The 26254-nt window shown below is 56.3% G+C and carries 23 protein-coding genes; 18 read left to right on the top strand and 5 right to left on the bottom strand.

Annotated elements, in window-relative coordinates; genetic code table 11:
* From VM163_00850 to VM163_00795, 12 genes are all read left to right on the top strand, one after another.
* Positions 1 to 181 (top strand): hypothetical protein (locus VM163_00850; GenBank protein ID HUT02426.1); only part of this gene is annotated, 181 nt, incomplete at its 5' end.
* A gap of 37 nt (positions 182 to 218) precedes the next feature.
* Positions 219 to 743, top strand: a complete 525-nt coding sequence (hslV, locus tag VM163_00845) for an ATP-dependent protease subunit HslV (protein HUT02425.1) — start codon at positions 219 to 221, stop codon at positions 741 to 743.
* A gap of 64 nt (positions 744 to 807) precedes the next feature.
* On the top strand, positions 808 to 2367 hold the full coding sequence (hslU, locus tag VM163_00840) for an ATP-dependent protease ATPase subunit HslU (protein ID HUT02424.1): 1560 nt from the start codon (positions 808 to 810) through the stop codon (positions 2365 to 2367).
* Between the two features lie 104 nt (positions 2368 to 2471).
* Positions 2472 to 2762, top strand: coding sequence for a hypothetical protein (locus tag VM163_00835; GenBank protein HUT02423.1), 291 nt, complete (start codon positions 2472 to 2474; stop codon positions 2760 to 2762).
* 73 nt (positions 2763 to 2835) lie between these two features.
* Positions 2836 to 3654, top strand: a complete 819-nt coding sequence (locus VM163_00830; protein HUT02422.1) for a BsaWI family type II restriction enzyme — start codon at positions 2836 to 2838, stop codon at positions 3652 to 3654.
* 176 nt (positions 3655 to 3830) lie between these two features.
* Positions 3831 to 4997: a DNA methyltransferase gene (locus tag VM163_00825; GenBank protein ID HUT02421.1), complete on the top strand. Its 1167-nt coding sequence runs from the start codon at positions 3831 to 3833 to the stop codon at positions 4995 to 4997.
* A complete protein-coding gene (locus VM163_00820) occupies positions 4985 to 5197 on the top strand; it encodes a DUF2283 domain-containing protein (GenBank protein ID HUT02420.1) in 213 nt (70 codons plus the stop codon). Before VM163_00825 ends, VM163_00820 begins: the two co-directional genes overlap by 13 nt.
* Positions 5198 to 5276: 79 nt before the next feature.
* Entirely contained in the window at positions 5277 to 5483 is a 207-nt protein-coding gene (locus VM163_00815; protein HUT02419.1) for an addiction module protein, read from the top strand.
* A 188-nt stretch (positions 5484 to 5671) separates the two neighbouring features.
* Positions 5672 to 6796, top strand: coding sequence for a hypothetical protein (locus VM163_00810; protein ID HUT02418.1), 1125 nt, complete (start codon positions 5672 to 5674; stop codon positions 6794 to 6796).
* Between the two features lie 87 nt (positions 6797 to 6883).
* On the top strand, positions 6884 to 7675 hold the full coding sequence (gene lgt / locus VM163_00805; GenBank protein HUT02417.1) for a prolipoprotein diacylglyceryl transferase: 792 nt from the start codon (positions 6884 to 6886) through the stop codon (positions 7673 to 7675).
* Positions 7675 to 8625, top strand: a complete 951-nt coding sequence (locus tag VM163_00800; protein ID HUT02416.1) for an RluA family pseudouridine synthase — start codon at positions 7675 to 7677, stop codon at positions 8623 to 8625. Before lgt ends, VM163_00800 begins: the two co-directional genes overlap by 1 nt.
* Positions 8626 to 8857: 232 nt before the next feature.
* Positions 8858 to 11059 carry a hypothetical protein gene (locus VM163_00795; protein HUT02415.1) on the top strand — a complete coding sequence of 734 codons (2202 nt, stop codon included), beginning with the start codon at positions 8858 to 8860 and terminating at the stop codon, positions 11057 to 11059.
* A 181-nt stretch (positions 11060 to 11240) separates the two neighbouring features.
* Here the strand turns inward: VM163_00795 and amrB are convergent, their stop codons facing one another.
* Positions 11241 to 12455: an AmmeMemoRadiSam system protein B gene (amrB, locus tag VM163_00790; protein ID HUT02414.1), complete on the bottom strand. Its 1215-nt coding sequence runs from the start codon at positions 12453 to 12455 to the stop codon at positions 11241 to 11243.
* Between the two features lie 158 nt (positions 12456 to 12613).
* Here amrB and cysK point away from each other — a divergent pair, with 158 nt between their 5' ends.
* Entirely contained in the window at positions 12614 to 13528 is a 915-nt protein-coding gene (gene cysK, locus VM163_00785) for a cysteine synthase A (GenBank protein ID HUT02413.1), read from the top strand.
* A gap of 31 nt (positions 13529 to 13559) precedes the next feature.
* On the opposite strand, the gene VM163_00780 is transcribed toward cysK, so the two are convergent.
* From VM163_00780 to VM163_00770, 3 genes are all read right to left on the bottom strand, one after another.
* Positions 13560 to 13763 (bottom strand): type II toxin-antitoxin system HicB family antitoxin, encoded by a 204-nt coding sequence (locus tag VM163_00780; GenBank protein ID HUT02412.1) that lies wholly within the window; start codon positions 13761 to 13763, stop codon positions 13560 to 13562.
* A gap of 19 nt (positions 13764 to 13782) precedes the next feature.
* Positions 13783 to 16860, bottom strand: a complete 3078-nt coding sequence (locus VM163_00775) for a tetratricopeptide repeat protein (GenBank protein HUT02411.1) — start codon at positions 16858 to 16860, stop codon at positions 13783 to 13785.
* Between the two features lie 397 nt (positions 16861 to 17257).
* Positions 17258 to 18424 (bottom strand): hypothetical protein, encoded by a 1167-nt coding sequence (locus VM163_00770; protein ID HUT02410.1) that lies wholly within the window; start codon positions 18422 to 18424, stop codon positions 17258 to 17260.
* A 327-nt stretch (positions 18425 to 18751) separates the two neighbouring features.
* On the opposite strand from VM163_00770, the gene VM163_00765 reads away from it, so the two are divergent.
* The 4 genes from VM163_00765 to VM163_00750 all read left to right on the top strand — a co-directional run bounded on the left by VM163_00765 (position 18752) and on the right by VM163_00750 (position 23315).
* On the top strand, positions 18752 to 18961 hold the full coding sequence (locus tag VM163_00765) for a hypothetical protein (GenBank protein ID HUT02409.1): 210 nt from the start codon (positions 18752 to 18754) through the stop codon (positions 18959 to 18961).
* 11 nt (positions 18962 to 18972) lie between these two features.
* The gene (locus VM163_00760; GenBank protein ID HUT02408.1) at positions 18973 to 19350 is read left to right on the top strand and encodes a retropepsin-like aspartic protease; all 378 of its coding nucleotides are present in this window, start codon (positions 18973 to 18975) and stop codon (positions 19348 to 19350) included.
* A 901-nt stretch (positions 19351 to 20251) separates the two neighbouring features.
* On the top strand, positions 20252 to 21031 hold the full coding sequence (locus VM163_00755; protein HUT02407.1) for a slipin family protein: 780 nt from the start codon (positions 20252 to 20254) through the stop codon (positions 21029 to 21031).
* A 745-nt stretch (positions 21032 to 21776) separates the two neighbouring features.
* Positions 21777 to 23315 (top strand): sodium-dependent transporter, encoded by a 1539-nt coding sequence (locus VM163_00750; GenBank protein HUT02406.1) that lies wholly within the window; start codon positions 21777 to 21779, stop codon positions 23313 to 23315.
* Between the two features lie 249 nt (positions 23316 to 23564).
* Here VM163_00750 and VM163_00745 read toward each other — a convergent pair whose 3' ends face one another.
* Positions 23565 to 24380: a hypothetical protein gene (locus VM163_00745; protein ID HUT02405.1), complete on the bottom strand. Its 816-nt coding sequence runs from the start codon at positions 24378 to 24380 to the stop codon at positions 23565 to 23567.
* A gap of 304 nt (positions 24381 to 24684) precedes the next feature.
* On the opposite strand from VM163_00745, the gene VM163_00740 reads away from it, so the two are divergent.
* A complete protein-coding gene (locus VM163_00740) occupies positions 24685 to 26244 on the top strand; it encodes an NAD(P)H-hydrate dehydratase (GenBank protein ID HUT02404.1) in 1560 nt (519 codons plus the stop codon).
* Positions 26245 to 26254 lie beyond the last annotated feature (10 nt).

The raw sequence follows: 26254 nt of genomic DNA, 5'->3' as shown, positions 1-26254 counted from the left end.
CATCGAGACATTCGCCCAGGTGGAACAAGCGGGGCTGCTTGACGTTTTTAATACCGATGCCATTGTTGTAGTAGAGTGGCCGGAGAAGATAGTGGAGGTTTACGAAGCCAGAGCCCACGTCGAGGTCAGAATCTCGGTTGTTGGGCCAAAGCAGCGGCGTATTCTGGTTTCAGAAGCATGAATGAAGGGGATAGTCATTGTTGAATCACAACCCTGGTGTGAGCGGGACAACTGTAATCGCCGTTAGGCGCGCCGGGCAGGTCGTCATGGCGGGCGATGGGCAGGTTACGCTTCAGGACACAATCATGAAGCATAACGCGAGAAAGATTAGGAAGCTATATTCAGACAAGGTTCTGTGCGGTTTCGCTGGCGCATCGGCGGACTCGTTTGCTTTGTTGTCACGGTTTGACGCTAAGTTGGAGGAATATCGAGGCAATCTGCCGAGAGCAGCGGTTGAGCTAGCCAAGGAGTGGCGCACGGACAAGGCGTTGCGGCGGCTTGAGTCGCTGATTGTGGTTGCGGACAAGGAGCACATGTTGCTGATATCGGGCAATGGGGACGTGATCGAGCCTGATGACGATGTTATCGGAATTGGCAGCGGTGGGGCTTATGCGTTGGCAGCGGCAAGGGCGCTTCTTGCGCATACAAGGCTCAGCGCACGTAAGATCGCTGAGGCCTCAATCAGGATAGCGGCGTTGTTATGTATTTACACGAATGACAAGATAACAATAGACGAGCTGTGATAGCCTACTTCTGAGATTTGCTCGGATTCAAGCCGCATTGAGCGTTCAGGATTCTGGGGAATTAATGAGAGAGCTAACTTTTGGGGAAGTTGTCAAGATTCTGAGGAAAGTAATGGAAGAGCTAACTCCTAGGGAAGTTGTCAAGGAGCTTGACAAGTTCATAATCGGGCAGGACGAGGCCAAGCGAGCCGTGGCGATCAGCCTTCGCAACCGGTGGCGTCGCCAGCATGTAGACGAGTCTCTCCGCAACGAGATAATGCCGAAGAACATAATCATGGTTGGCCCGACGGGCGTGGGCAAGACGGAGATAGCGAGGCGTCTTTCCAATATCGCCATGTCGCCGTTCGTGAAGGTTGAGGCGTCGAAGTTCACGGAGGTGGGATACGTTGGTCGCGATGTTGAGTCGATAATACGTGACCTGATGGAGATCGCGGTCAACGAGGTGCGTTCTGAGCAGATGAAGGAGGTGGCCGAGAACGCAGAGATGCGGGTGGAGGAGGAGATTCTGGACATACTTCTGCCGCCGCCGTTTAGTGAGTGCCCGGCAGCTGATGCGCAGGAGGCCGGTCCTTCTGGAGACAGCGGCGAGAAAGATGTGGAAGTTCGGCAGACTATCCTGCCTTTGCCGGCGGCTCAGGAGCAAGAGCTTCAGTTCGAGGAAGGGCCGTCGGACCAAGAGGAGGCAGAAGAGAGCGCAGAGGCCGTTACCGCCATGGACCCCGAGGCAATAAAGCGCTGGGAGAAGACCAGGGAGAAGATGCGGGCGAAGCTCAAGGCCGGCAAGTTTGACGAGACCATGATAGAGATCGAGGTCAAAGAGGCCATGGGAGCAGTGGGGCTCAACATTCTCTCATCCCCCGGCCTCGAGGAGATGGGTATTGACCTGAAGGGCCTCATCTCGGCGTTGCCGTTTCCTATGGAGAAGCGCACGCGCAGGGAGAAGGTGAGTAAGGCGAGGGAGATACTGAAGAATCAGGAGCTGCAGAGGATGGTGGATATAGACAGCGTGGTCCAGGAGGCGATAACGCGTGTAGAGGAGACCGGCATTGTGTTTCTCGACGAGATCGACAAGATCGTCGGGCGCGAGAGCTTCGGGGGGCCCGATGTCTCGAGGCAGGGCGTGCAGCGCGACATACTCCCGATAGTGGAGGGCACGACCGTGTTGACTAAATACGGGATGGTCAAGACCGATCACATACTCTTCATCGCCGCAGGCTCGTTCCACAACTGCAAGGTCTCGGACCTGATACCGGAGCTTCAGGGCCGATTTCCCGTGAATGTTGAGCTGTCTTCGCTCGGGCGGGATGAGTTCGCAAGGATTCTGACCGAGCCGCAGAATGCGCTGATTAGCCAGTGTAAGGCTTTGCTAGCGGTGGAGGAGATAGAGCTTGAGTTCACGGATGGCGCGATCTCGGAGATAGCGCGAATGGCGGAGATCATAAACACGCAGAACGAGGACATCGGCGCCAGAAGGCTCCACACTGTCGTCGATAAGCTGCTTGACGACATCTCGTTCGAGGCGCCCGAACTTGACAAGACCAAGATCGTCATCGACGCAGCGAACGTCAGGAAACGGCTTTCGGAGCTCGCCGAGAAGAGAGACCTCTCGCAGTTCATCCTCTGATATACGCTATCGGCTCGTGCATTCTGAAGATGGACAGAACGGCGAGGCTTGGGATGTTATGTGGATCAATCTCGTCATTGCTGGTCATAAGGAGGATTGTGCAGATGTCGGAAACGGCGAAATGCGAAAGGACTGGCAATATCATTCCAATTGAAGACGGGTTCTTTGTGGCTTCGCCTTCCACAGGGGAGTGGCAGTTCGTTCCGGTCAATGCGCCAGAAGAGCTCGGAGACTACAACGTTGCAGTCACGCGACTGATCAGGAGTCCGGCCGCTCTGGTTGATTGGCTGGCGCACCTCGACGAGAAAACATGGTTTAAGCGGGATCTTTTCTTTACTTTCTTCACCAGGCTCAGAAAGGAAAACAAACTCTACGGGCATGTTCCTTCATCCTAACACCTCATTCAAGGTGAACAGCCTCTGGGCTAACTTCGGGAGGTTTTCATGCCGATCCGCGTAAGATCTCGTAATGAAGCGCGAGACATGGCGCAAGAGAATTGAATGGAGAGCTCAGATAATGCCGCAGGGAGAGGGCTGGAATCGGGAACTTGAAGGAGAATACAAACAGGCTATCCGGCAGTACTTTGATGGCAAAATAGATTCTGCTTTGGAAAAAGGCAACTCTCTCGAAGTTGGAAACAGACTTGCTGAACTGTTGAAGAGCTCTGAAGAGGACATCGTTGAAATCGTCACGCCAAGAGCCGTAAAGAAATGGGCAAGCCCAGAAACCTTGCCGCTATGGGAGAGATTCTTAGAAAACAAGCAGATGGTCTTGGAACTTCGGGAAATCGGAAAGAGCATAGCGAATTCAATGCGCCCTTTGGCAGGCAACAATTTCGCGATCTGGGTGACAAAGGTGCTGAACAGAGCATTTCAAGACGAGGCATTACCTCTCCTTGCAGTGACAAGGGGCGAAATCAGACAAAACCTCAATCGCGCTTTCGACAAGTACAGTGAACAGACTCAAGGCCTGAAACCAGACATAGACATCGTCGTTGTCAAGACTCCAATCCTGAAACCACTTGCGGTCATTTCAGCCAAGACGACGCTTGCCGAGAGAGTGATGCAGACGATTAGTTGGCGCACTTATATGCAGACGTTGGACCCACAGATTCGCGATATCAAGTTGCTCTTGGTTACGGCTTGGGAAACCTTCAGTACCAAGAGTGCAAATCGACAACGAGTTCAACAGCTTGATGGTGTCTATGTCTGCAATGTCGAAGTGCTCGAATGGGGGAGAATCAAAATCTTCTCTAAGATCCTAAACGACCTAAAGGCTTTGCTATGAGGACCAGCACAGACGCCCCGTCACGTGCGGGGCAACTTACATTGTTGACTCACGCTGAAGAGCACGTTGGACTTAACGATTGGACTTTCAACGGGGCTTCAACCCGGGAACTCACCCATTGCTATCACGATTATCCCGCTCGCATGATTCCACAGGTCGCGGGAAGGTTGCTTGATATGTTCGCAGTTAACGCAGAACTGCTATTTGACCCATATTGCGGGACAGGCACTTCACTCGTAGAAGGACTGATTCGGGGCATCAATGTTGCTGGCACAGACTTGAATCCCTTAGCCCGTCTGATAGCCCAGGCAAAAACATCCACACCCAGCGCGCGGGAAGTAGACAAGCAAATCGCAAGATTCTACAGATTCGCGACTCGCTCAGAATCTGCACCCGCCGCAATCGCGCCAGTCATTCACGGCATCAGCCGCGTTGATTTTTGGTTCAAGCCAGTGGTGACTGAGAAACTCTCTCGCTTAAGGGCGTTTATTGACGAGATAGAAGATGAGTTGGTGCGTCTCTTTTTTCAGGTCGCTTTCAGTGAAACCGTTAGAGAAAGTTCAAACACCCGCAACGAAGAGTTCAAATTGTATCGGTATGGTGCGGATAAATTAGAGGGGTTCGATCCTGATGTTTTTGGAATCATGGCTTTGAAACTAAAGCGCAACCGGACGGGATTGCACAAGTTCCTGGGGATAATGGAGAACCTCAAGCACCCACCCCGTGCGTATATCCATGATTTTAACACGGTAACTGACATGCCGAAGGACAAGGTTGCCTCTGCCAGCGTAGATATTGTAGTTACTTCGCCACCCTACGGAGACTCCCACACCACTGTGGCCTATGGCCAGTATTCGCGACTGTCTGCTGCGTGGCTGGGTCTGAGCGAGCCAGAGAAGGTTGACCGCAAACTCATGGGCGGAAAAGTCGCAAAGAAAGTCCCCGATTTCCCGAATGACGCGCTCAACCAGGCACTCAGCCAGATTGGCAAGGCCGACAAGAAACGAGCTCTTGAAGTTGCGTCCTTCTACTCCGATCTACATCACTCGGTTGCACGTGTGTCGGAATTGATAAAGCCTGCCGGATATGCGTGCTACGTCGTTGGCAATCGAAAGGTCAAAGGGGTCGTCTTACCTACCGACGTAGCGATTCGCGATTTTTTTGAATGTTTTGGTCTTGATCATATAGAGACATTTCATCGTTCCATTCCCAACAAGCGCATGCCACTCCGAAACAGCCCGACTAATGTTGTCGGCGCATTGGACAATACGATGACTCAAGAACACATTGTCGTCATGCGCCGCAAGGCTGTGAAGGAGGGAGTACGAGTATGGCCGAAGTGAAGGTGTTCCTTGACCGGGCGGCGAATACGCTCACCGTTTGGTTCAGCGACCCCCGGGAAGAGCATATCTGTGAAGAGACTGGGGATGAAGTGATCCTAATGAAAGATAGATCGGGGCGAGTAATCGGCTTCGAGAAGCTGAACTTCTCTATGACCGAATCCCAGCAGTGGAAGGTTGCTTTCGAGACGGTAGCAGTTTGACGGAACCAGCCAGCTGCCAATGCTCTCAAACTCTCTCCGGTTGGGTGTTTAAGTTTCACAAGAATGGGAGGTAAATCTCATGAGCAATAAAGAAATACTTAAACAAGCATTGAGATTGAAACCAGACGAGAGGGTTATGGTGGTTGAAGGGCTCATAAAGAGCCTTGATGAGCCGGACAGATCGCTGGACGCGATATGGGCAGAAGAAGCAGAAAAGAGGCTCAAAGCCTATCGTGCAGGCAGCCTGGAAGGAATCCCTATGGAGAAGATCTTCAAGGAAGAATAATGAGGGAAGCTGTCTTGGATCAAATCAAAGCGACAATGGAAGAGAGAAGAGAGCTCATTCGTGGGCATAAGCCGGAGCCGGCTCGTGAGGGAGACGCTAGCCTCGGTCCAATCGGATGCGGGAACGCGGAATCGCCAATCTTCTGCATCCCGGGTTCTGAGCCCGCGCCTCTACCGGACGGTTTGTGCATGAGCCGCACACGCAGGTATTTCGCCTCCGCTCTCCTCGCTGTCTTGGTGCTGACGATTTCTCTTGGCTGCGGCAGGAAAGGCCCACCGCAGGTGCCCAAGGCCCGCGGTCCCGTTCCGGTGATGGACCTCAAGGCTGTAGCAAGGGGCGGCGCAGTAACGCTTCATTTCACGCTTCCTTCTAAGAACATTGACGGGACGCCATTCCGCGGTCTGACGCGCATCGACGTCTATCGCAGGGCGAGGATGGAGGCCCAAGATGGCCTGGACACATCAATGCTCGACAAGCTGTTTGGCCGAAAGGGCAACAAGGCCAAGCTGCTTTTTACCATCAAAGAAGACGAGCTTCACGAGGGCAAGAACCTGCTCGGCAGAGAAGTGCACCTCGTTGACGATGGGAAGGGCCTGGCTCCTGAGAACTGGTTTGCGAACGTGTTTGACTATTTTGTCTTCACGCACGGCGGCCGGTGGCGAAAGAGTCCGCCTTCTAACTTGGCGAGGGCGATGCCGTTGTTGGGTCCCAAATTGCCCGAGAAAGTCACTAAGCAGTCGGGAGATTCTGTTGTTAAGATCGCATGGCAGCCGCAGACGCTGCTCGCAAATGGTTCCCCCATAAAAGGCGAGGTGTTTTACAACGTCTATCGAGTTCCAAACGGAGGCTGGCCGCTCGAGGACCCGCTTAATGAGAAGCTCCTGCTGGCCTGCTCATACCTTGACCACGACGTTAAGAACGACAGCGAGTATCGCTACACGGTGACGACTGTGATTGCGCACGGCGAGCTCTTTGCGGAGAGCGCAACATCGGCGACGGTCTGTGCGACTCCGGTGGACAGGATTGCGCCGCCGGCGCCCGGTGGGCTTGAGGCTGTTGCTGGCCAGGGCAGCGTCAATCTTCTGTGGAAGGAGACCAAGGCGCCTGACCTGCTCGGCTATCGTGTTTACAGAAGGCGGGCGGGCGAGGGAACGTTCATGCTGCTGACGCCGGAGCCGATACTCAGAACACTTTTCCTTGACCGGACAGTTTTCCCTAATGTAGAATACGCTTATTGCGTAACGACGGTTGACAACTCTAGCTCTAGAAATGAGAGCGGGGCGTCGAACGTCGTTGTGGCTAGACCGAGGTAGATTCGCTTGAGCTCTTTGACTCAGCCCGTCTAACCTGCGCAATTTGAGAACTCATTTTTCTCCTCATGATTTGAGGTGCGTGGGCCGATGCATCCGGTTCTCTTTAAGATAGGCGAGTTCAATATCGGCACCTATGGTGTCGCGTTGAGCATTGCTTTCGCGGTCGCGATATTCTTGGCCTATCGGCGGGCCAAGGAAACAGGCGCCAATCCAGAGCGTGTGTTTAACCTGTGTATTTGGGTTATTCTGGGGGGCATTCTGGGCGCTAAACTTCTCCTGCTCCTAGTCGACTTCGGTTACTACTCGAGAAATCCCGAGGCGCTGCTATCCGTCTGGCGCCTCGGGGGTGTTTGGTGGGGCGGGCCAATCGTCGGCGCACTTGTGGCCTGGCTCTATACGAGGCATTACAGGATGGGTTTTCTCAAAAGCGCTGACATCCTCTCTCCTTCTATGGCGATCGGCGTGGCGATCGGGCGCCTCGGCGGGTGCTTCATGGCTGGCTGCTGCTATGGCCGCCCCACAAGCTGTTCCCTGGGCGTTGTTTTCACCAACGAATACTCACACAGGATGTTCGGCACGCCGCTTCACATCCCGATTCACCCCACGCAGGTTTACAACTCTGCGGCTAACCTGATCAATTTCATCATACTGATCCTTATCTACAACAAAAAGAAGTTTAATGGCCAGATATTCCTCTCTTACGTTATGCTCTACTCGGTGGGCAGGTTCATCACAGAGTTCTTCAGGGGCGACCCCAGAGGCTCGGTCTCGATACTGTCCTGGCAGCCTTCCACGTCGCAGTTCATCGCTGTAATCGCCGCCGCCGCCGCCGCAATTGCATATCGTTTGCTCCGGAGGATGGCTATGAGGTCAACATAATGGATGCTGGAGAAAATGACGAGCTGAGCGAGCTGAGCCGGGCCATCACCGCTGATGAGGAGGGCCGGCGGCTGGACGTCTTTGTTGCACAGAGACTGCCTGGCATATCTCGCACACGAATAGGCAAACTGATCCGCGAGGGTAATGTCCTCGTCAATGGAAAAACCACCAAGCCAAGCTACTGGGTCGAACTTGGCGACCGTATCGAGCTGCATCTTCCGCCGCCATCTGGCGAACGCGTGCTCCCCGAGCCCATTGACTTCGACATCATCCACGAAGATGAGGCGCTGGCAATCGTCAACAAGCCGGCAGGCCTCGTCGTTCACTGCACCGAGACGATGCTCTCTGGAACCCTCGTAAATGGGCTCTTGTACCGCATTAAGAGCCTTTCAACGGTCGGCGGGCCGATGCGCCGAGGCATTGTTCACAGACTCGATAGGGAGACCTCGGGTGTCATGGTCATCGCCAAAACAGATGAGGCCCACATTGACCTGATGAAGAAATTTGAGCAGCGCGAGATCAAGAAGCAATACCTTGCGCTTGTTCATGGGACTGCCGTTACCGAGCGCAAAGAGATCGACCTGCCCGTTACGAGGAGCCCCCACAATCGGAAGCTTATGACGGCCAGAGCTGGCCAGGGCAGACCGTCATTCACGCTTGTAGAGACGCTGGAGCGATTTGATGCCGCAACGCTGGTTAAGGTCAGCCCAGCGACCGGAAGAACACACCAGATCCGCGTTCACCTCTCCGCAGTCGGTCACCCCGTCGTCGCGGACAAGCAATACGGCGGAAGGTCTATGTTGAAGCGCCCAACGTTCGGCATGATGCGCCAGGCGCTCCACGCCTCGCGACTCGGCTTCGAGCATCCGCAGACCGGCAACTGGGTTGAGTTCGAGGCGCCGCTGCCGGAGGACATGCTCGCCGCGCTCGCTGTGCTACGGGCAGGGTGATTGTCCGCAGACAGCCGTCGGCCATAGCCTATGGAGTCGGACGATTACGCAGAGAGACGCAGATTGAGGTAAGTCGGACGAAGGTCACAGAGCCCTCGCCGATCGGACCAGTCTGAGGGCGCCGCGAAGACCGGTCGCGTGAACTGCTTGACAACGTGCTGCCCCAAAACCAATACTCTGATCGGCCTACCAGGGGCAAAACTGTGCGGTTGATAAGTTGGTGGAGGTCTGGGTGAACCAAGTGCAACTCTGGCCGGACCACGTGCTGTGCCAGAATCCAAGGGTAAGGCAGTGGTTCGTCGTTGTGCTAGTTCTGTTGCCGTTGGCTCTGAGCATCTCAGGGCTTCGAGCATACTATGTTGGCGCCGCGTGGTCGGACTTCAGACCCCAGACTTGGCAGAAGATAAGTGGCTACATAACCGCGCAGTATGAGGGCAGGCGGCCGGAGTTCTACAGGCCACTAACTAGGATAATCCCCGCAGTTGAATACAAGCTCTTTGGGACCGACCCGTTGATCCCCAGAGCGAACAACATCGCGATCTACTGTGTGACTTGCCTCTTGGCATTTTGGATTCTGGAGGCGCTCTCAAAGAGCTTTCTAATAGGAGCCATCGGTTCGCTTCTTTTTAGCGTTATGCCAAGCCACGTCGAGTCGATCTATGAGATTTCCCCTAATATGGCTGTGAATGCGGCCTTCTTCTCGCTGTTGACTTTCTGGCTTCTAGGCCCTGGCTACCATAGGAAGCGGTCTTGGCTGAACGTTCTCGTTGCGTGCTTGGCGTATCTGGCTGGTCTCCTCACGTATGAATATGTGCTCTTCGTCCCGTTCTTGCTGCTTGTCTATGAGCTGCTCTGGGGCACGCGGCTGGGCGCTGGTGCTGTCAAGAGGCGGCTGATCAGGTTGCATCTTCCGCTGTGGGTTCTTTCCGGGACCTACATAGTCATCAGATTCTATGTGCTGATCGTCTTGGGTCTGCGCAGCCCTGCCGAGGGTATGTATTTGCAGAACATCCAGAACCTGACAGCAGCAATGGTGACGGGAAGGCTGGCCTCAATAGTTTACGCAACCGTATGTCCTCTTCAGCTCTCCCCGGTGCTTTGCCTGGCCGCGCTGTTCCTGCTTTACTTCGGTTTCAGAGCGAATTGGCGGTTTACCTTATTTATTCTGCTGTGGATCGTAATTACCCCGGCGCTTAGCTATCCCGAGCAAGTCGGCTGTGGAGGCTTTCACCGCGTCTTTCTTGCCTCGTTTGGTGCAGCGGGCGTGCTGGGTTATCTCCTAGTCTTCTGCTTGGGAGGCGCGCTCGACACCAAGAGACAATCCGGGCCAAGATCGCTTCTCATTTCAGGTCTGGACTGGGTGATCGTGGTCTCAATAGTGTATTGGGTATTTGAGTTGTGCAGGATAGGCTGGGGTGAGATGTTTGGTGGTAGTGGCTTGACGCATCATTTGAGGTTCTACGCTGCACAAATGGCGGCAATTGCTGTTATCCTCAGGTGCGCCGTTTCTAAAAGCCTTCTGCCGAGACTCTCCCAGACGCCGCTGAGATTCCTATCTGCGGGACTCGCCCTAACAATACTCGGTTGGTATGTTGCCGGCTTCTCCAACGCGCTCGCAGTCTTTACTGCGCATTCGGACAGGGTCGCGCGGCTTCCAAAGGCAGTTATATCGGCTCAACCGGAGATGGCGGACAATACTCTGATACTCATCGTGCCCGGCAAGAAGCCTTCGCTTGACGAGAGAGGCTCTCGCACTCCATACATGATAGGGTCCCTGCCCGGCGAGTATGGCAAGAACAACGTAGGTATGTGTGTCTTTGAGGAATGGGTCCGAGAGCTTCAGTATCAGAGGGTCCCAACCGGTACGACCGTGCTGGCCTTTTGGTTTGATGGCCAAAGGGCCGTCGTGGACGCACAACTTGCTGACCGTATCGTCAGACGGCAGAGATCGTACGATGAGTTATCCTCTGACGTGATATACAGCAGGATGGCCGGCCTGGGTCCTACGACATTCCTCCTCAATCCCAAAGTAGATTCTATGCTAGTTGACGAAGCCACCTTCTGGCTCACGACGCCCGCAAAACAGGCAATCGTCCGGTTTGAGTTTGAATCAAATCGCGCTACCGTTTCTCTCGAGGCGCCCGCTCAGATTCAAGGCACAAAAGCGACTGTTCGCCTTGATCGGCAGCCGCAGTGGCTCTTGGCCGGGGATATAGGCGAGGTCCGCGCAACGGTCTTGGCCGGAGATGAGATTCTCCCTATTCGAGAGGCGACTCTCGTCCAGACCAAAGGTCTAATCAGCGAAATCCCGCTGGAGGTTGCGGCGGAGACGGGCCACGCGCTGATCTTAGATTCGTCAAGGCCTGCCGCATCGGAATCCATCTTCGTCTCCTTACGGACAAAGGATATAGCGCGTTGCGTTGCTCTCCCATAACGTTGGAGCATTACAGCCCATCCGACAACACGTGAAGTACCCCACCAGGCTGCTCTGAAGACCGGCTGTTGGCAGAATAAGATTGCTCGTGTTGCCAGGCCTGGGTTGGTCTCGGCGGGCAGCGCCTGTTGAGACATCGCTTGTTTAGATGGTCCTGACCGCGCCGGGCATCCCGCCGAGCTCAGTCAATCACCATGCTGGCGAACGTTACCGTGCCCATCGGGTCGAACGCCTGCGAGTAGTCGATCAGCCTGAAACTGCCGCCCGTTATCGCCGCCGAGAGCAGGATCGGCATGAACCCGCAGATGTGCCGCGCGTTACCGTCTGACTGGACCTGGTTCGCAAAAGCCGCAATGTCGGGCTTCTCAAGCAGCCTCAAGAGCTCCAAATCCTTCTGCTTCGTGAGCTCGGCCGACTCCTCTGTGATCTCAACTACCATGTCGTCCCCGAATCTCGGCCCAACGTGCGCCAGGTCCGCGCTCGCTACGACGAAGGTCTCGCCCGGCGCCTCGTCAATCAGCTGCCTCGTCGCTGAGACGAAGTCCGCAGCCAGCGGGCTGATAAAAGCACGCTCGGCCCAGGCGGGCTCCTGACGTGCTATCGCAAGCACCGGCACGACCTCAATGTCCGGCCCGAACAGGTATTGAATGAACAGCAGCTGGAACTCTATCGAGTGCTCCGTGCGATGCGAAATCTCGCCCTCAAACGCCCTCGGGCCAACCTTCTGGGCCAACTCGTCAACGAAGGCCTTGTCCGTCCGCACCAGCCCAAGCGGCGTCTCGAAATCCTTCCTCGTCAGCGCCAGCGGCAACTTGAGGTCGAAATGCCCGGTCCCAATCACGATAAACCGCCTCGCCCGACAGCCGGCCGCCGCCGCATGCCAGCCCCTGGCGTAGCACCGCCCGCCTCGCTCGAGGTCGATGTGCGGCAGAACAGCGCCCTTGAGGCGCTCGCCGGCGCCGATCTTCGGTATCTCCCCGGGGCCGCCCTCTCCCAGGAAGACGCTCGACAACATGCATTCAACTCCCTCGGCATCGGCGGGATAGCTCCTCCCCGCATGAAAGCTCCTCCGCACCTCGGCCGCGATGAACTCGTCCTCAACGCCATTCTTATACAGCTCAAACGAGGCGCTTTGCAGCATGTGCGCCTCGTCCAGCCTCTTAACGAGCTCTTTGACCTTGTCGCTGTAAAGAAGGCTCCCAGTGCGGCGCATGTAGGCCGCCTGGATGTCAACGACCGAGTTTGAGCCGTCAAACATCCGCACTATGTTGAAAGCCTCGGGCGAGAGCAACACGACATCCCGGGCCATGTTCGCCGGGTCCCGCAGGCACATCAGCCGCTGGCCCTCCTGTTCCACAGGAAACGCCTCAACCGCCCTCAACTTCGGATATTCCAAAGGCCTACTCCTCGATTAGTCTTCAATTATCGTTTATATATACCGTCTGACATGGGTGTTTGGCATCTACCACTTGACAACCCATGCGTGTTAGTCTCGACCTGTTCTCTTACAGTACTATTTTAGCTTCAAGATATGCTATCAACTAGGGAAATTCTATGAGATGCCATCGCAGCATTCTGGAATTGATCGGCAAAACGCCTCTTCTGCAACTTGCTCGCCTGGCTCCGGAGCACGAGATATACGCCAAATGCGAGTTCATGAATCCGCTGAGCATCAAAGACCGGCCGGTGCTTCAGATCATCGAGGACGCCGAGCGAGCGGGGCTTCTTAAGCCCGGCGACGTCCTGATCGAGATGACGAGCGGTAATACCGGAATGGCTGTGGCTTTCATTGCCGCCATCAAGGGCTACAGAGCCATCCTGGTCATGTCCGAAATCCAGAGCCTGGAGCGTCGAAAGGTGCTCAAGGCGTTCGGCGCCGAACTGATTCTGACGCCTGCCTCGCAGGGCACTGAGGGGGCGAGGCGCAAGCTCAAGGAGATGCTCGCGGAGCATCCCGAGTACTTCTACGTTGGCCAGCACGTCAACCCGTCCAACCCCAAGGCGCACTATGAGAACACGGGGCCTGAGATTTGGGCGGACACCGATGGCCGAGTCGATATCCTGGTCGCGGGACTGGGGACCGGCGGGACGATATGTGGAGCAGGGCGCTATCTGAAGGAGAGGAAGGAGAATGTGCAGCTCATCGCCGTCGAGCCAAAGGAATCGCCCTACATCTCGCAGGGGCTATTCCGGCCTCACCGGATGATGGGCACAGCGCCGGGCTTTTTTCCTGAGACGCTGGACCGGGACATCATAGATGAGATCTACTTGGTGAGCGAACAGGAGGCCTTCGAGTCCTGCCGCGCAATTGCTCGCAAGGAGGGCGTCCTGGTCGGCATCTCATCCGGCGCAGTCGCCCACGCCGCGCTTGAGGTCGCCAAGCGTCCGAAGAACGAAGGCAAACTGATCGTGTGCGTCTTCGCGGACACCGGCCAAAGATATTTGAGCGTGGAGGGGCTGTTTTCGTGAGCCTAGGATAGATCCTTGCCCGATGCCGCCTTCATAGGGCGATTTCAACAGCTCGGGCACTCGCCTCGGAAACTGGCGCCTCAACCTCTACCGACAGGCAGCCCTCGATCGCCTCCCGAACGTTGCTCAGCAAGTCTTCGAGCGTCTCGCCCTGGGTTGCGCATCCGGGAATCGCTGGAACCTCCGCCCAGAACCCGCCCTCCTCCGCCTCATGCACTACGACTTTGATCTTCATCTCTCAACCTGTCTTCGCCTCAAAGCCAGATCCTCATCTCTTCTCCGCTCAGCTTCTTCCAGGAGGTGCCGTCGTGTCTATACCAGTTGCCGATTTTCGATCTTTCGCCAGTTCGGTCCCCGAGCAAGAGGCTGGTAATTATCATCATCTCGCCCTTGGCCTCGAAGAGCTTGTGCTCGACGCCGTCTTTCGGTCGGAAGCCGTTCTGTATGTAGAAGTCATTGGAATAGGGCAAATCCGATCCGATTATGCAGGACCCGCCTCCTCCTCCCTTTCTCGTAATGGTTTCAACCTCCACCGGATTTGCGAAGAGCGTGAATGTTCGGCTTCGCGAGGAGTCGGACTTGGCGATGCCTATGCTGGCCAATTGCTGGAAATGGTGATCTCGATCCGGGTCCCATCGTGGGCTGAGGACTAGGTCCGGCTCTAGTTCGCTTATCTGATGTAGCTCGTCGTTGAAGTCTCTGCAAATCGCAACGAGGACTTTCCCGAACCGTGTCTGAAAAAGGGGAATAGTCCGGCCAGGGACCATGTCGAACGGGGCCTTATCCTCCAGCACAGAGGGATGGCATTTGGCGTATGGATAGCTCTTTCCTCCAATCACGATTTCACAGACATTGCGCCGGTTCGCATCGTAATACGTTCCGCACACGACTAGCATATCCCCTGACATCAACTTGACTTCTTCAATCCACTCCCCTGCAAAACTCAGCTCCGGAAAACAGATGACATTTACCTTTTCCTCCGCCGCTGTTTGGAGGGAGTCAAGGACCTTCTTCTTTAGTCCTCGCTTACATTTGTCAGTCAATACGTATGGGAAAGTCCTTGTAACCTCGAAGTCGAGCTGCACAACGCAAACCCTCACCCAGTTCGCTTGTCTATCCGCGATGTAAACTGACTTTATCTCAACGCGCTCCTTGAGTGCTGACGGTTCAGCCGGGCGAGGCTCCCCGTTGAACGTCGCCATCATTTCTCGGCTCAAGTCCCCGTCGAGCATTTGTACACCACGTAGAGACATCAGAAGGGCCCTTTGCTCCTTTTCGGGGATCCGTTCTACCGGTCCAGGGCGATACATCTCGAGCTTATGGCCGAGCGCGCGAATATCCTCTAGCGCAAATACGAATTCGACCAGCCCCTGCTCCTTGAAGACCGCCTTTGCCTTTCCCAGTGCCTTGGCTTTCAGCTTTCTGAAGGACACTGCGTCCAGAAGCGCTCCGAAGCACGCCTGTTTGCTCCTGAGCAGGGAACCCGCGTCACCCGGTATTCTCTTCCTCCGAAATGCCCTGCCGACACCGTTGATTGCCGTCACGCAGGACGCGGCTCGATGTGCCAGCTCTGCCAGAGATGGGGTTTTCAGCGAAGCCATGAAATCCTCGTCAACTGGGTGGAGCATCTCCATCAACTGGTGTCCATTGCGGGCCAATCTTGCCTGCCTGGTCGCGTCTCGGGCGTTGCCCCTCTCCCCTCTTTCCTGATACGCGCTTGCCGCCCGCGAGAAGCACCCTTCTGCCTCCCGATATTGGTGGGTCGAGCCCAGCGCAACGCCCTTGTTGTACCGTGCATCGGCGAGGTTCGGGTCGAGCTCCAACGCCTTGTCGTAGGCCGCCAGCGCCTCTTCATAACGGCCGAGATTATGTAGTGCAACGCCCTTGTTGAACAATGCCTTCGCGTCGTTCGGGTCGAGCTGCAGAGCCCTATCGAAGGCGGCGAGCGCCTCTTCATAGCGGCCCAGATTATGTAGTGCAACGCCCTTACCGTACCATGCCTTGCCGTCGTTCGGGTCAAGTTCCAGAGCTTCATCCGAGGCTGCGAGGGCATCTTCATACCTGCCAAGCTTCTCGAGAGTGACGCCCTTATTGTGCCGTGCATCGGCCAGGTTCGGGTCGAGCTGCAAAGCCTTATGGAAGGCCGCGAGCGCCTCTTCATACCCGCCAACATTGTGCAGTGCAACGGCCTTGTTGTACCATGCCTCGGCTAGGTTCGGGTCGAGCTGCAAAGCCTTGTCGTGGGCCCCGAGCGCCTCCTCATACCGGCCAAGATTGCCCAGAGCAATGCCCTTATTAGACCATCCTTTCGCATCGTTCCGGTCGAGCTCTAAAGCCTTGCCGTGGGCCGCGAGCGCATCTTCATAGCGGCCCAGATTATGCAGTGCAACGCCCTTGTTGGACCATGCTTTCGCGTTGTTCGGGTCGAGCTGCAAAGCGTTGTCGAAAGCCAAGAGCGCATGTTGATCCCGACCCAGGCTATGCAGTGTAGTCCCCTTGTTGTACCATGCCTCGGCCAAGTTCCGGTCGACCTGTAAAGCCTTGTCGAAAGCCGAGAGCGCATCTTCATGTCGGCCGAGATTACCCAGTCCAACCCCCTTGTTGCACCATGCCTTGGCGTCATTCGGGTCGAGCTCCAAAGCCTTATGGTGGGCCGCGAGCGCATCTTCATGCCGGCCGAGATTGTTCAGAGCATTGCCCTTGTTGGACCATGCTTTGGCGTCATTCGGGTCGAGCTCCAAAGCCTTGTCGACAGCCGCGAGCGCCTGTTCATACCGCCCGAGAATACCGAGTGCGGCAGCCTTGTTGCACCATGCCTCCTCCAGATTCGGGTCGACCTTTAAGGCCTCGTCCAAAGCCGCGAGCGCCTCTTCATACCGGCCAAGCTTGGCGAGAGCAAGGCCTTTGCGGTACCGTGCTTTGGCGTTGTTCGGGTCGAGCCGTAAAGCCTTGTCGTAGGGCGCGAGCGCCCCTTCATACCGGCCAAGCTTGGCGAGAGCAAGGCCTTTGCCGTACGGTGCTTTGGGGTCGTTTGGGTCGAGCTCCGAAGCCTTATGGAAGCCCGCCAGGGCCTCCTCATGTCGGCCCAGATTACCGAGTGCAACCCCACGACCGAGCCAGGCTTCCGCGAGGTCAGGGCTTAGTTCCGTTGCCCTTGTGAATACCCTGTCCGCAAGGTCGTGAGCGCCTTCAGAATTAAGCTGCCACCCCAGGCTAATAAGGGCCTGAACGTCATCTGCCCCTGCAAGGTTAAGCCTTTCCTCCACTGCGCCTTCGCGGACGAGCCTGGCCATGTCTGTGATCTTGTCTTCTTTGCCCTTTGTTCTGGCCACGTTTTCTACTCCCGATCATCTAATAGTATTCGTCACTCGCCATTTCGATCTCCTTTTGGGAACAGGAGAATAACGAAATGAGAAGCGTTGGGCAAGCGTTTCAGAGTCTGTGTGCGGCGGCGGTCTTGGGGGAAGAGGGTGCGTCGTCGCGTATCGTCAATCCGCCCATCTGAAGATGGGGGTTAATGAAATGGCAGCCCAAGGGATCGCCTCGGCTGAAGCCGGGCGATGTATACCCTCTCATCTGCATCGAAGGCAGATTTGGAAACGCCTTACATCAGCAATTAGACGACGACTATCAAGGGCAGACACAAGGCCTGCCCCTACACGAATCGGTCGTTCTCCTTTGACCTATTGTCCCTTATTGGCAGGCTGGAAAGCTCGTCCCACACCTCTCTCACTCCACCGCACTCTGAACCGTGACGAAGTCCCAGAGGTCGATGTCGCCTGGCGCACCGTCGAGGCTCGTGTCGAGGGCGCCGTAGAAGGTGTAGTCGCCCGGCGCGCCGAGGCAGCCCTCGAAGACAGGGAAGTCGGCCACGTCAACCATGCCATCCTCCTCGAAGTCAATCGTTCGCGCAAGTCCCGGCTGCCAGCCGGTCGGATAGACATACGAGAACCAACCAAAAGGCGTCTCGGCGGCTATCCAGACCTCGTAAGGCGGAGTAGAGTATCCGTTGTCGCCCAGATTGAGCGTAACGGTTACTGTCTCATCGCAGCTTATGGCGAGGAATTCCGGCTCGCCGTTGGCGTGAAGGTTGATGTAAGGCCCCTGTGCGTTGGGGTCCCAGCCGGCGAGGCGCGCCATCATCCACCAGAACGCGCGGCCCTTCTGTTCGCAGCTTTCATAAGTGGTGTGTCCCGCCTCGCTCCCATTGAAATGCGGGTGCTCCGACGGGATCATAGTGCCGTCATACTCATAACTGTGCAGCTCGCCGTCGAACCAGCAGTCCAGGTCCCCAAAATCGAACAGGACCTTGTTATTGTCGAGGCAGAACTGGCGGACCTGCTCGTTGAACCGATAGCGGTTGTAGCCGCTTTCGCCCGTTGCTTGAGCGTTTCCAGTCATGTATATGAATGTTACGTCGGGGTTTGCTGCCTCGAACGCCTGCATTCTGTCGAGATACTCGTTCAGAATGTCCTGCCAGTCGCTGTCCGTGGCCTGGCAGCACCAGCCAAACATCGAGTAGTTCATTTGGGGGTTGCTGTCCAGAATGCCCTGTGTGTTGGCGTAGTATTGGGACGGATCGTTGCTGGGATGGTACATACACAGAGCCCCCTCGATCTCCGGCAGGCCATTAGTGCTCATGGCTACTGCGAAGCTCCTGTCATCATTCTCGATCCTCTGAAGCCCCGTTACGAGCTGCGACCCGTGCGACGTGTGGCCGTAGTGTAGCTTGATGGCGTCCTGCGCCTCGTTTATCCAGTCGGACGGGACGGCATACAGATCGATGCAGTTGTGGTCGATGATGATCGCCTCGGAAGCATTCGTCACTGCCCCCACAGACAAGCAGACGAAGATAGCCAGATAACATGCAAGATAGGTCCTCGCTCGATAACCCATTGACCATGCCCTCCTGTCAGTTTAGGTCCAATCCGTCAATTAAGCTAACCGCACACTGCTAGGCGTCGTTGCTCTGCATCGAAAAAGCACTATTAGCACGCTCATGCTGAGCGAGCGTATCAAAGATACCATCAGCTTCTGCATTGGGAAAGCGCACGGACATTGCAGCGGCGGCCTCGTCTCAACGCAGACAAGGCGACAGAGTCACAGTGGCTTCCGATGGCGCCGTTGCGCAAATCAATTGCAGAATCGGTTGCGCTAACCGTATATTGAGAAACTGCATTGACCAAGGATTTGCGGGCTGATTTAAGGTGCGAGGCGAATAACATGAAGCTTGCAGAAGCAAGGACGCTATATCAGGGAGAGTGGATTGCCTTTCGTGAGTTGGAGGAGGTCGAAGACCCCGAGGGCGAGGTAGTCCTGCACAACAGCAACCGTCGGGCCTTTGACAAGGAGCTCCTGGAGCTTGGGCTGACTGGCCTTTACATCACTTTTGCCGGTCCACCTGTGCCCGAGGGCTACGCGGCGATCTTCTGACGGACAGGCCCATGCGCTTTCCAGCTAGTATCCCTCTGGTCGCGAGGAATGTTAAGATCGTCGGACCTAAAGGCTTTCTGAAGATCGACATGATCGTTGATACCGGTGCCGTGTTTACTGCCGTTTCTTGGTCTGACCTCAAGGCCATCGGCTATGATCCAGCGACAGTGCCCGACCGTCAGGAGATCATTACGGCCAACGGCGTCATCGAGGTTCCGAAGTTGTGCGTTGCGAGGATAGCTCTGGGAGATGTGGAAGCGAGCGAGGTGGAAGTCATCTGCCATGACATACCTGAATTGGCGGGGATTCGAGGGCTTCTGGGCCTGAGTTTTCTGAGGCACTTCAGAAACGTGATTGACTACCGCGAGGGTTATTTCGAGTTCTCGTGAGGTTAGGCGTCTGCGGCGCCAATCGGGGACCCTGAGCAAATCCCAATCGTCTGTCCGACACTGACGGCCCCAGGCACGCTTCGATTCCCCTTTCCGCTACTACCACGAGCCCCAACGCACCGGGCCAGAGCCCGTCCGGCTAACGATCGCATACCCCCTCCCGCGTGCCCATCCCTTGCTGCGTCGCTGAGCCGCGTGTCGCCGCAGTGCAAGTAGGTCTCTGCCATGTTTTTGTTCCCCTGTCGTCTCAATGTGTCGATGAGCTCAGGGATGACCTCTTCTTTCCCTAACGCAATGAATGTGTACACTGCGTTCTGGACAACGGTGTCTTTCCCTGAGTAAAGGTCCGGGAGCAAAGTCCGCTTCGTGTCGGCCCACATCCCTAACAACTCGCCACGATCTCGCTTCGCCGCGCAGTAATGGACCTTATCTTTGCGTGAGGCCGCTTGCCAGCCAAGCGCATCCAAAGCTGCCGCGGCGGACTTCCCAGCGTCACAATTTCGCTGTCAACCAACCTAGACCGTAACCTCATACAGCGCTCTACTCCCTGAAGATTCTCAAAGACTGACTTTAGGATACATAGCCCTCAGTTCGGATTCAAGTCATACATGCTTTGCCTTTGGGGGAGAGGGTTGTCAGCTGGCACGGATTCCCCACGTTACACGTGGGGCTATTCACGTTAACCCCCTTGCGGGGATTTGCTGCGGGGGTTATGTCCTAAAAAGAGCAACGCGCAGCCGGTGTGAAGCCCCATAAAACCAAAAGGCTGCCATGAGCCAATCCAAAAACAGCATGGGGAAACTCTTCTGTTGGTTATCTTGACTTTGTGCGGTGAGCTCGTATCCTTGAGAGCCGTTGTCTGATGATTCTTCTAACGTTGAATGCTTAGGAGGGTATTTGTATGGCTTTCTTGCTGATCATCCTAATTCTGGTTGTCCTTTATGTTCTCAGCTGTATCAAGATACTCAGCGAGTATGAGCGAGGCGTCATCTTTCGATTGGGACGTCTTCTGGACAGGCCCAAGGGCCCGGGGCTCTTTTTCCTGTTCAAGCCGATCGACAGGATGGTGAGGGTCGATCTGAGGCTCGTGGCTATGGATGTCCCGCCGCAGGACGTCATCACAAAAGACAACATCTCCATAACCGTAAACGCCGTCGTCTATTTCAGGGTCATGGAACCAAGCAATGCCATCGTGAAGGTCGAGGACTATCAATACGCGACGTCGCAGCTTGCCCAGACCACGTTGAGGAGCGTTCTTGGGCAAGCGGACCTCGACACCCTTCTATCTGATAGAACCAGGATCAACACCGACCTTCAGACGATTCTCGATGCCGACACCGACCCCTGGGGCATCAAGGTGGCCAAGGTTGAGATCAAGCACGTCGATCTGCCAACCGAGATGAAGCGCGCCATAGCAAGGCAGGCCGAGGCGGAGCGAGAGAGAAGGGCCAAGGTCATCAATGCGGAGGGCGAATACCAGGCGGCCGCGAGGCTCGCTGATGCCGCAACCATAATAGGCAAGCATCCCATGGCGCTTCAAATGCGCTACTTGCAGACGCTGACCGAGGTGGCGGCTGAGAACAACTCGACGATCGTATTCCCGATCCCGATCGACCTGTTCAAGCCGTTCATCAAGTTTGCGGAGTTACTGAAAGAGCAGGGCGAGGCTAAGAGCGAATAGGAGAAGTCGCGCATCTGGGCGATTTGCGTAGCGGCGATTCATCCGAGCTTGGAACATAGATGGACAGGACCTTTGTGGGGGCAGGCCTTGTGTTTGCCCGACCTCAAACGGCTGAGGGCTTGTGAGCGCGAACGACCGGGGCCCCTGCAAGATGACGCGGCGTTCAATCCGACTGCGCGGATTTGACTACGGAAGGGGAGGAGCGTATTTCATAACGGTCTGTACCGAAGAACGCTGCTGCATTCTGGATGACTCCGGTATGATCGACATGATTGCCTCAGAGTGGCGAGGGCTTTCCAGTCGATTCTGTCGCGCACAGCCTGATGTTCTCGTTGTTATGCCGAATCACTTCCACGGCGTAGTTTTCTTGCACCCCCACACGCATCAACGGTTGTCTGAACCACGCCTAGGCGACATCATCTGTGCATTCAAGTCGATCACTACTGTGAAGTATCTCAAGGCGTTAAGCAGCGAGGTTGGGAACCAGTGAAGCGCCGGCTATGGCAGCGCAACTATTACGAAAGGTTTATACGGAACGAAAAAGAGCTGTTCCGCATCCGGGAGTACATCTCCAACAACCCCAGATTGTGGGATATGGATCGAGAAAACCCAGACTGCGTGACTGAACATGAGTTCTATAAATGGTTATACGGGTAGCGCGTTAAGGATCGGGCCCTGAGCACAACGGGCGGAGACAAGCCCCGCCCCTACACGCTAAGGGATACCATTGAGAAAGGAGCGATGTTTGGCGGATACACGAGAGAGATGGAAGAGTAGAACGGGTTTTCTGCTGGCGTCGATCGGCTCGGCAATCGGTCTGGGCAACATCTGGCGGTTCAACTACGTCTGCTACAAGAACGGTGGTGGGGCGTTTCTCATCCCATATCTGACGGCGCTCGTGGTCGCAGGTATTTCGCTTCTTCTGCTCGAGTATGCGGTCGGCCATAGGACGCGCGGCTCGGCGCCTGTCGCCTACAAGCAAGTCGGCAAGGGCTGGGAGTGGGTCGGCTGGATGACCATCAACATCGCGATGTTCGGCATTCTCATTTACTACGCCGTCGTTCTGGCCTGGTGCGCCAACTTCCTCACCTACTCCTACTCCTTAAAGTGGGGCGCTGACCCGGACAAGTTCTTTATGTCAGAGTTCCTCAACATCACCAAGGGCCCCTGGGAATTGGGCTCCATCCAGTGGCACATAGTTATAGCGCTTGCGGTCGTATGGGCCCTGAACTGGTTCATCACTTTCAAGGGCGTGCAACGAGGCATCGAGATAGCCTGCAAGGTCTTCATGCCGCTTCTACTCGTGCTGACCGTGATCTTGGTCATTCGAGGCGTTACACTGCCCGGAGCGATGACTGGGATCAAGTGGTATTTGACTCCGGATTTCGGCAAGCTTGGTGAGTTTCAGGTTTGGCGGGACGCATTCTGCCAGGTGTTCTTCTCGATTGGTGTGGGCTTCGGGATCATGATCGCCTACGCGAGCTATCTACCCAAGAGGGCTAACCTCACTGGCAACGCAGCGATAACTGCTTTGACGAACAGCGGCTTCTCGCTCTTTATGGCGTTTGCAGTTTTCGGGACGCTCGGCTACATGGCCACTGCCACCGGCAAGCCCGCCAGCGAGGTGGTTACCTCGGGTCCCACACTTGCGTTCGTGGTCTTTCCAAAGGCGATCAGCCTGATGCCCTTTGCGCCTCATCTGTTCGCCGTTCTGTTCTTCACGTGCCTTTTGGTTGCGGGGCTATCCTCCTCAATCTCTATCGTCGAAGGCTTTGGCTCCGGGCTGATGGATAAGTTCGGCATCTCCCGGAAGTCGGCCGTAACACTTCTTTGCGGAATCGGTTTCTTGGGCGGACTGATCTATTGCACCGGGGCTGGGCTTTACTGGTTGGACATCGTCGATCATTTCGTCATGCACTATGGCGCTGTTCCGTTGGCGATTGTGGAGTGCATAGTGTTTGGCTGGCTGATACGGGGCACAGTAAAGGGGAAAACTGCTCGAGGCGCACAATTCCTAAGGATGCACATCAACCGGGTCTCGGACCGCAAGATAGGGGCATGGTGGGTCTGGGTGGTGAGAATCGTCATACCGGCCATACTCTTCTGTTTCACGATCGTGGGCGTGATCGATATTTTCCAAAAGGGCTACGGGGGCTACACAAGCGGCCAGCTTGTCGGCATCGGTCTTGGTTCGGTGGTCCTATTCTTCGTCTTGGCGCTGGTCCTCACCTTCAGGTCTTGGCACAGGGAAAGGCACGCCGGCTGGGAGGACGACGAGGAGTAGCGCTGCCAGGGCTGGCCTCGCAACCCGATCCCCCATCTCAAGATGGGGTTGGGGCAAGGATAGCCTTCTCGCATGGCCATCGCCTGCGCCGGGCGGTGAGGTCGCTCAGGCCGGACGGCTCCTTTCTATGAATCACCGCGTTTCAATGCGGTGATATAGACGGCTCTCATTATCCTAACACCCGAATTCATTCGGGTGGACTGGGAAGGCGAGCCGCCTCCCCTGCCCCATGGACAGACGCAACGTTACCTACAATGCAGGCTTGCCCCCGCGTGATCGCGCTAGCTCGACTAAAGACGGCGTCATCTCCCTCACCGCTCTGGTCAAGAGGCCGTGGCCGGCTACGATCTTTTTGAGCTTCTCGGCATCGGCCGAATAAGGCAGGTGGCCTAAGAGCTTGTTGTCCGTCACGACCATAACCGCAAGCGCCGCAACGTTATAGCTCTTGGCGATCGCATAAACAGCGGCAGTCTCCATATCCACTGCCTCGCCGGACTCTGCCCACTTGCGAAGCATCTCGTCCGTCTGCGCGAAGAAGAGGTCAACGGTGCAGACCTGGCCAACGTGAAGCGGGATGCCCGCTCTCTGGGCCATTGGCCGAAGCCGTTCCGTAAAAAGCGCAAGAAGTCCGCTGTCCGCCGGGACTTGCGCCTGACCGTAGTAGTGCCGGGCTACTTGGTCGAAACTCCTCGCTGCCGAGGCGATAAAAATGTCCCCAACAGCTACATCCGGAGATAGCGCTCCGCAGAAATCCACCCGCAGAAGCACCTTTGCTCCCCCCTTGCAGACAAGATTGCCCACGAGCTCGACCGACGGCGCTCCGATGCCGCTCTCAACAACGCTGACGAACTTGCCCCGGCAGAAGACCTTTCGCGTCCTGCCGGAGCGAATTGAGAACGGAAACTCCTTCACAAGCCGCTTCGAGGAAGGCACCGACGCCGGAAAGAGCACAAAATCCGACAGCGAGAACGTCCGAAGTCCAAAGAACGCCTCGCGCCTCGCCGGCGTCATCTTTCTTCCCATTCGACCAGCAAGCAGAAGCGCAATCCTGTCCCTAAACCGCAATCTGATTCCCCTATCTTTGTTGATTAGAAATCGCGCACAGCCTATACCGGTCACGCCGCACCCCGCAACCTTCGACTTCTCGCGGAATGGATTCGCGGAGCGGTTTCACGTGGAGATCGGCCAGAGAAACGTCTTCGTGGTGCAGCCGATGTGTTCGCGGGCGTTTGCTTTGAAAACACCTACATCGCGGGTCAGAGCGACTGCGGCCGCACTAAGATGCAGCTCGCCGCTCTCCAGTGGGATTTGACAAAGGGCAGCCTATGCACGTAGGCTTTGCCCATCAAAAGACCTTAGAGGGAGACAGATGGAAGTCGTAACAGCCGCCGAGATGCAAGCGCTCGACCGTGATGCGATCGAGGTTTTGGGTATCCCGGGGCCGGTCCTGATGGAGAACGCCGGCAGGAGCGTCGTTGAGCACCTGAAGCGCCGTTTCGGGGACATTAGCACGAGGCAGGTCGTCGTCCTTTGCGGGAAGGGCAACAACGGGGGTGACGGCTTCGTTGTGAGCCGCTGGCTCAATGGGATGGGCGTCCCGACTAGGACCATCGTTCTGGCGAATCTGGACGATATCAAGGGCGACGCGAGGCTGAACCTCGAGATACTTCGTCGCATCGGTGTCTCGGTTGATTTTGCCCCTGGTCTGGCGAGTTTCCGGAAGTTCACTGATACTCTTTTCTCCTGCGATATTATTGTGGATGCGATGCTGGGGACTGGGCTTACGCGTGGCGCTTCTGGCATCTTTGGTGAGGTCATCGAGATGGTCAACAGCATGCCGGGCTACGTGGTCTCGGTCGATATGCCTTCAGGGCTCTCGTCCGACACTCCGCAACTGCTGGGGAGCGTGGTCAGGGCGGCCACCACCGTAACCTTCGGGCTGCCCAAGGTCGGCCAGCTGCTCTATCCGGGCGCCGAGTTTGTCGGCGAGCTTGTCGTCGCAGACATCGGCATCCCGCCCGAGACCGTCGCCAAGAGCAACGTTAAGACCTATCGCATGGACGCGGATGAGCTCGACCTGGGCATATTCTTGCGCAAGCCAGATACACACAAGGGAACGTTTGGACACGTCCTGATCGTTGGCGGCTCGACCGGCAAGACCGGAGCGGTTGCGCTCGCAGCTGAGGCCGCGATGAGGGCCGGGGCCGGGCTTTGCACGGCCGCTATTCCCGCCTCGTTGAGCGCGATTATGGAGGTGAAGACCACCGAGGCAATGACAATTCCGGTGGCAGAGGGGAAGGCTGGCGGTATCTCTCCTGCCGCTACCGATCAGATACTACAAGCAATCGAGAGGCTCAGAATCACCGCTATCGCTGTCGGCCCGGGACTTGGGACAGCGCCCGAGACGGTTGAGTTCGTCTGTCAGCTGCTCCCGAGGATAGAAGCCGTCCCGATAGTTCTCGACGCAGACGGCATCAACGCTCTGGCCGGGAAGGCCGATCTGCTGAAAGGGCTAGATGCGCCCGTCATTGTAACGCCTCATCCGAAGGAGCTCTCGCGGCTCAGCGGAAGGGCCATGTCGGACATTCTGAAGGACCGCTTGGGGGCTGCTCGCGAGTCTGCACGCTCTTTGGGCGTGTTTCTGTTGCTCAAGGGAGCGAGAAGCATCGTTGCGGCTCCCGATGGGACTGCATTCATCAACATGACAGGCAATCCGGGCATGGCGAGCGGCGGGACGGGGGATGTTCTGACGGGGCTTGTCGCGGCCTTCGCCGGGCAGGGTGCCCCACCGCTCGAGGCTGCCAAGCTTGGCGCCTATCTTCACGGACTAGCCGGCGACGTGGCTGTCGAGTCTCTTGGCGAGGCGAGCCTGGTGGCTTCTGACATTCTCGATTTCTTGCCTGAGGCAATCGACCGAGTTGTTGGCTAGAGTCGCGCGA

The organism is bacterium (genome assembly GCA_035527515.1).
In the GTDB taxonomy this organism is placed as follows: domain Bacteria; phylum B130-G9; class B130-G9; order B130-G9; family B130-G9; genus B130-G9.
The sequence above is the reverse complement of the archived record's forward strand: the minus strand, read 5'-3'. Positions and strand labels throughout refer to the sequence as shown.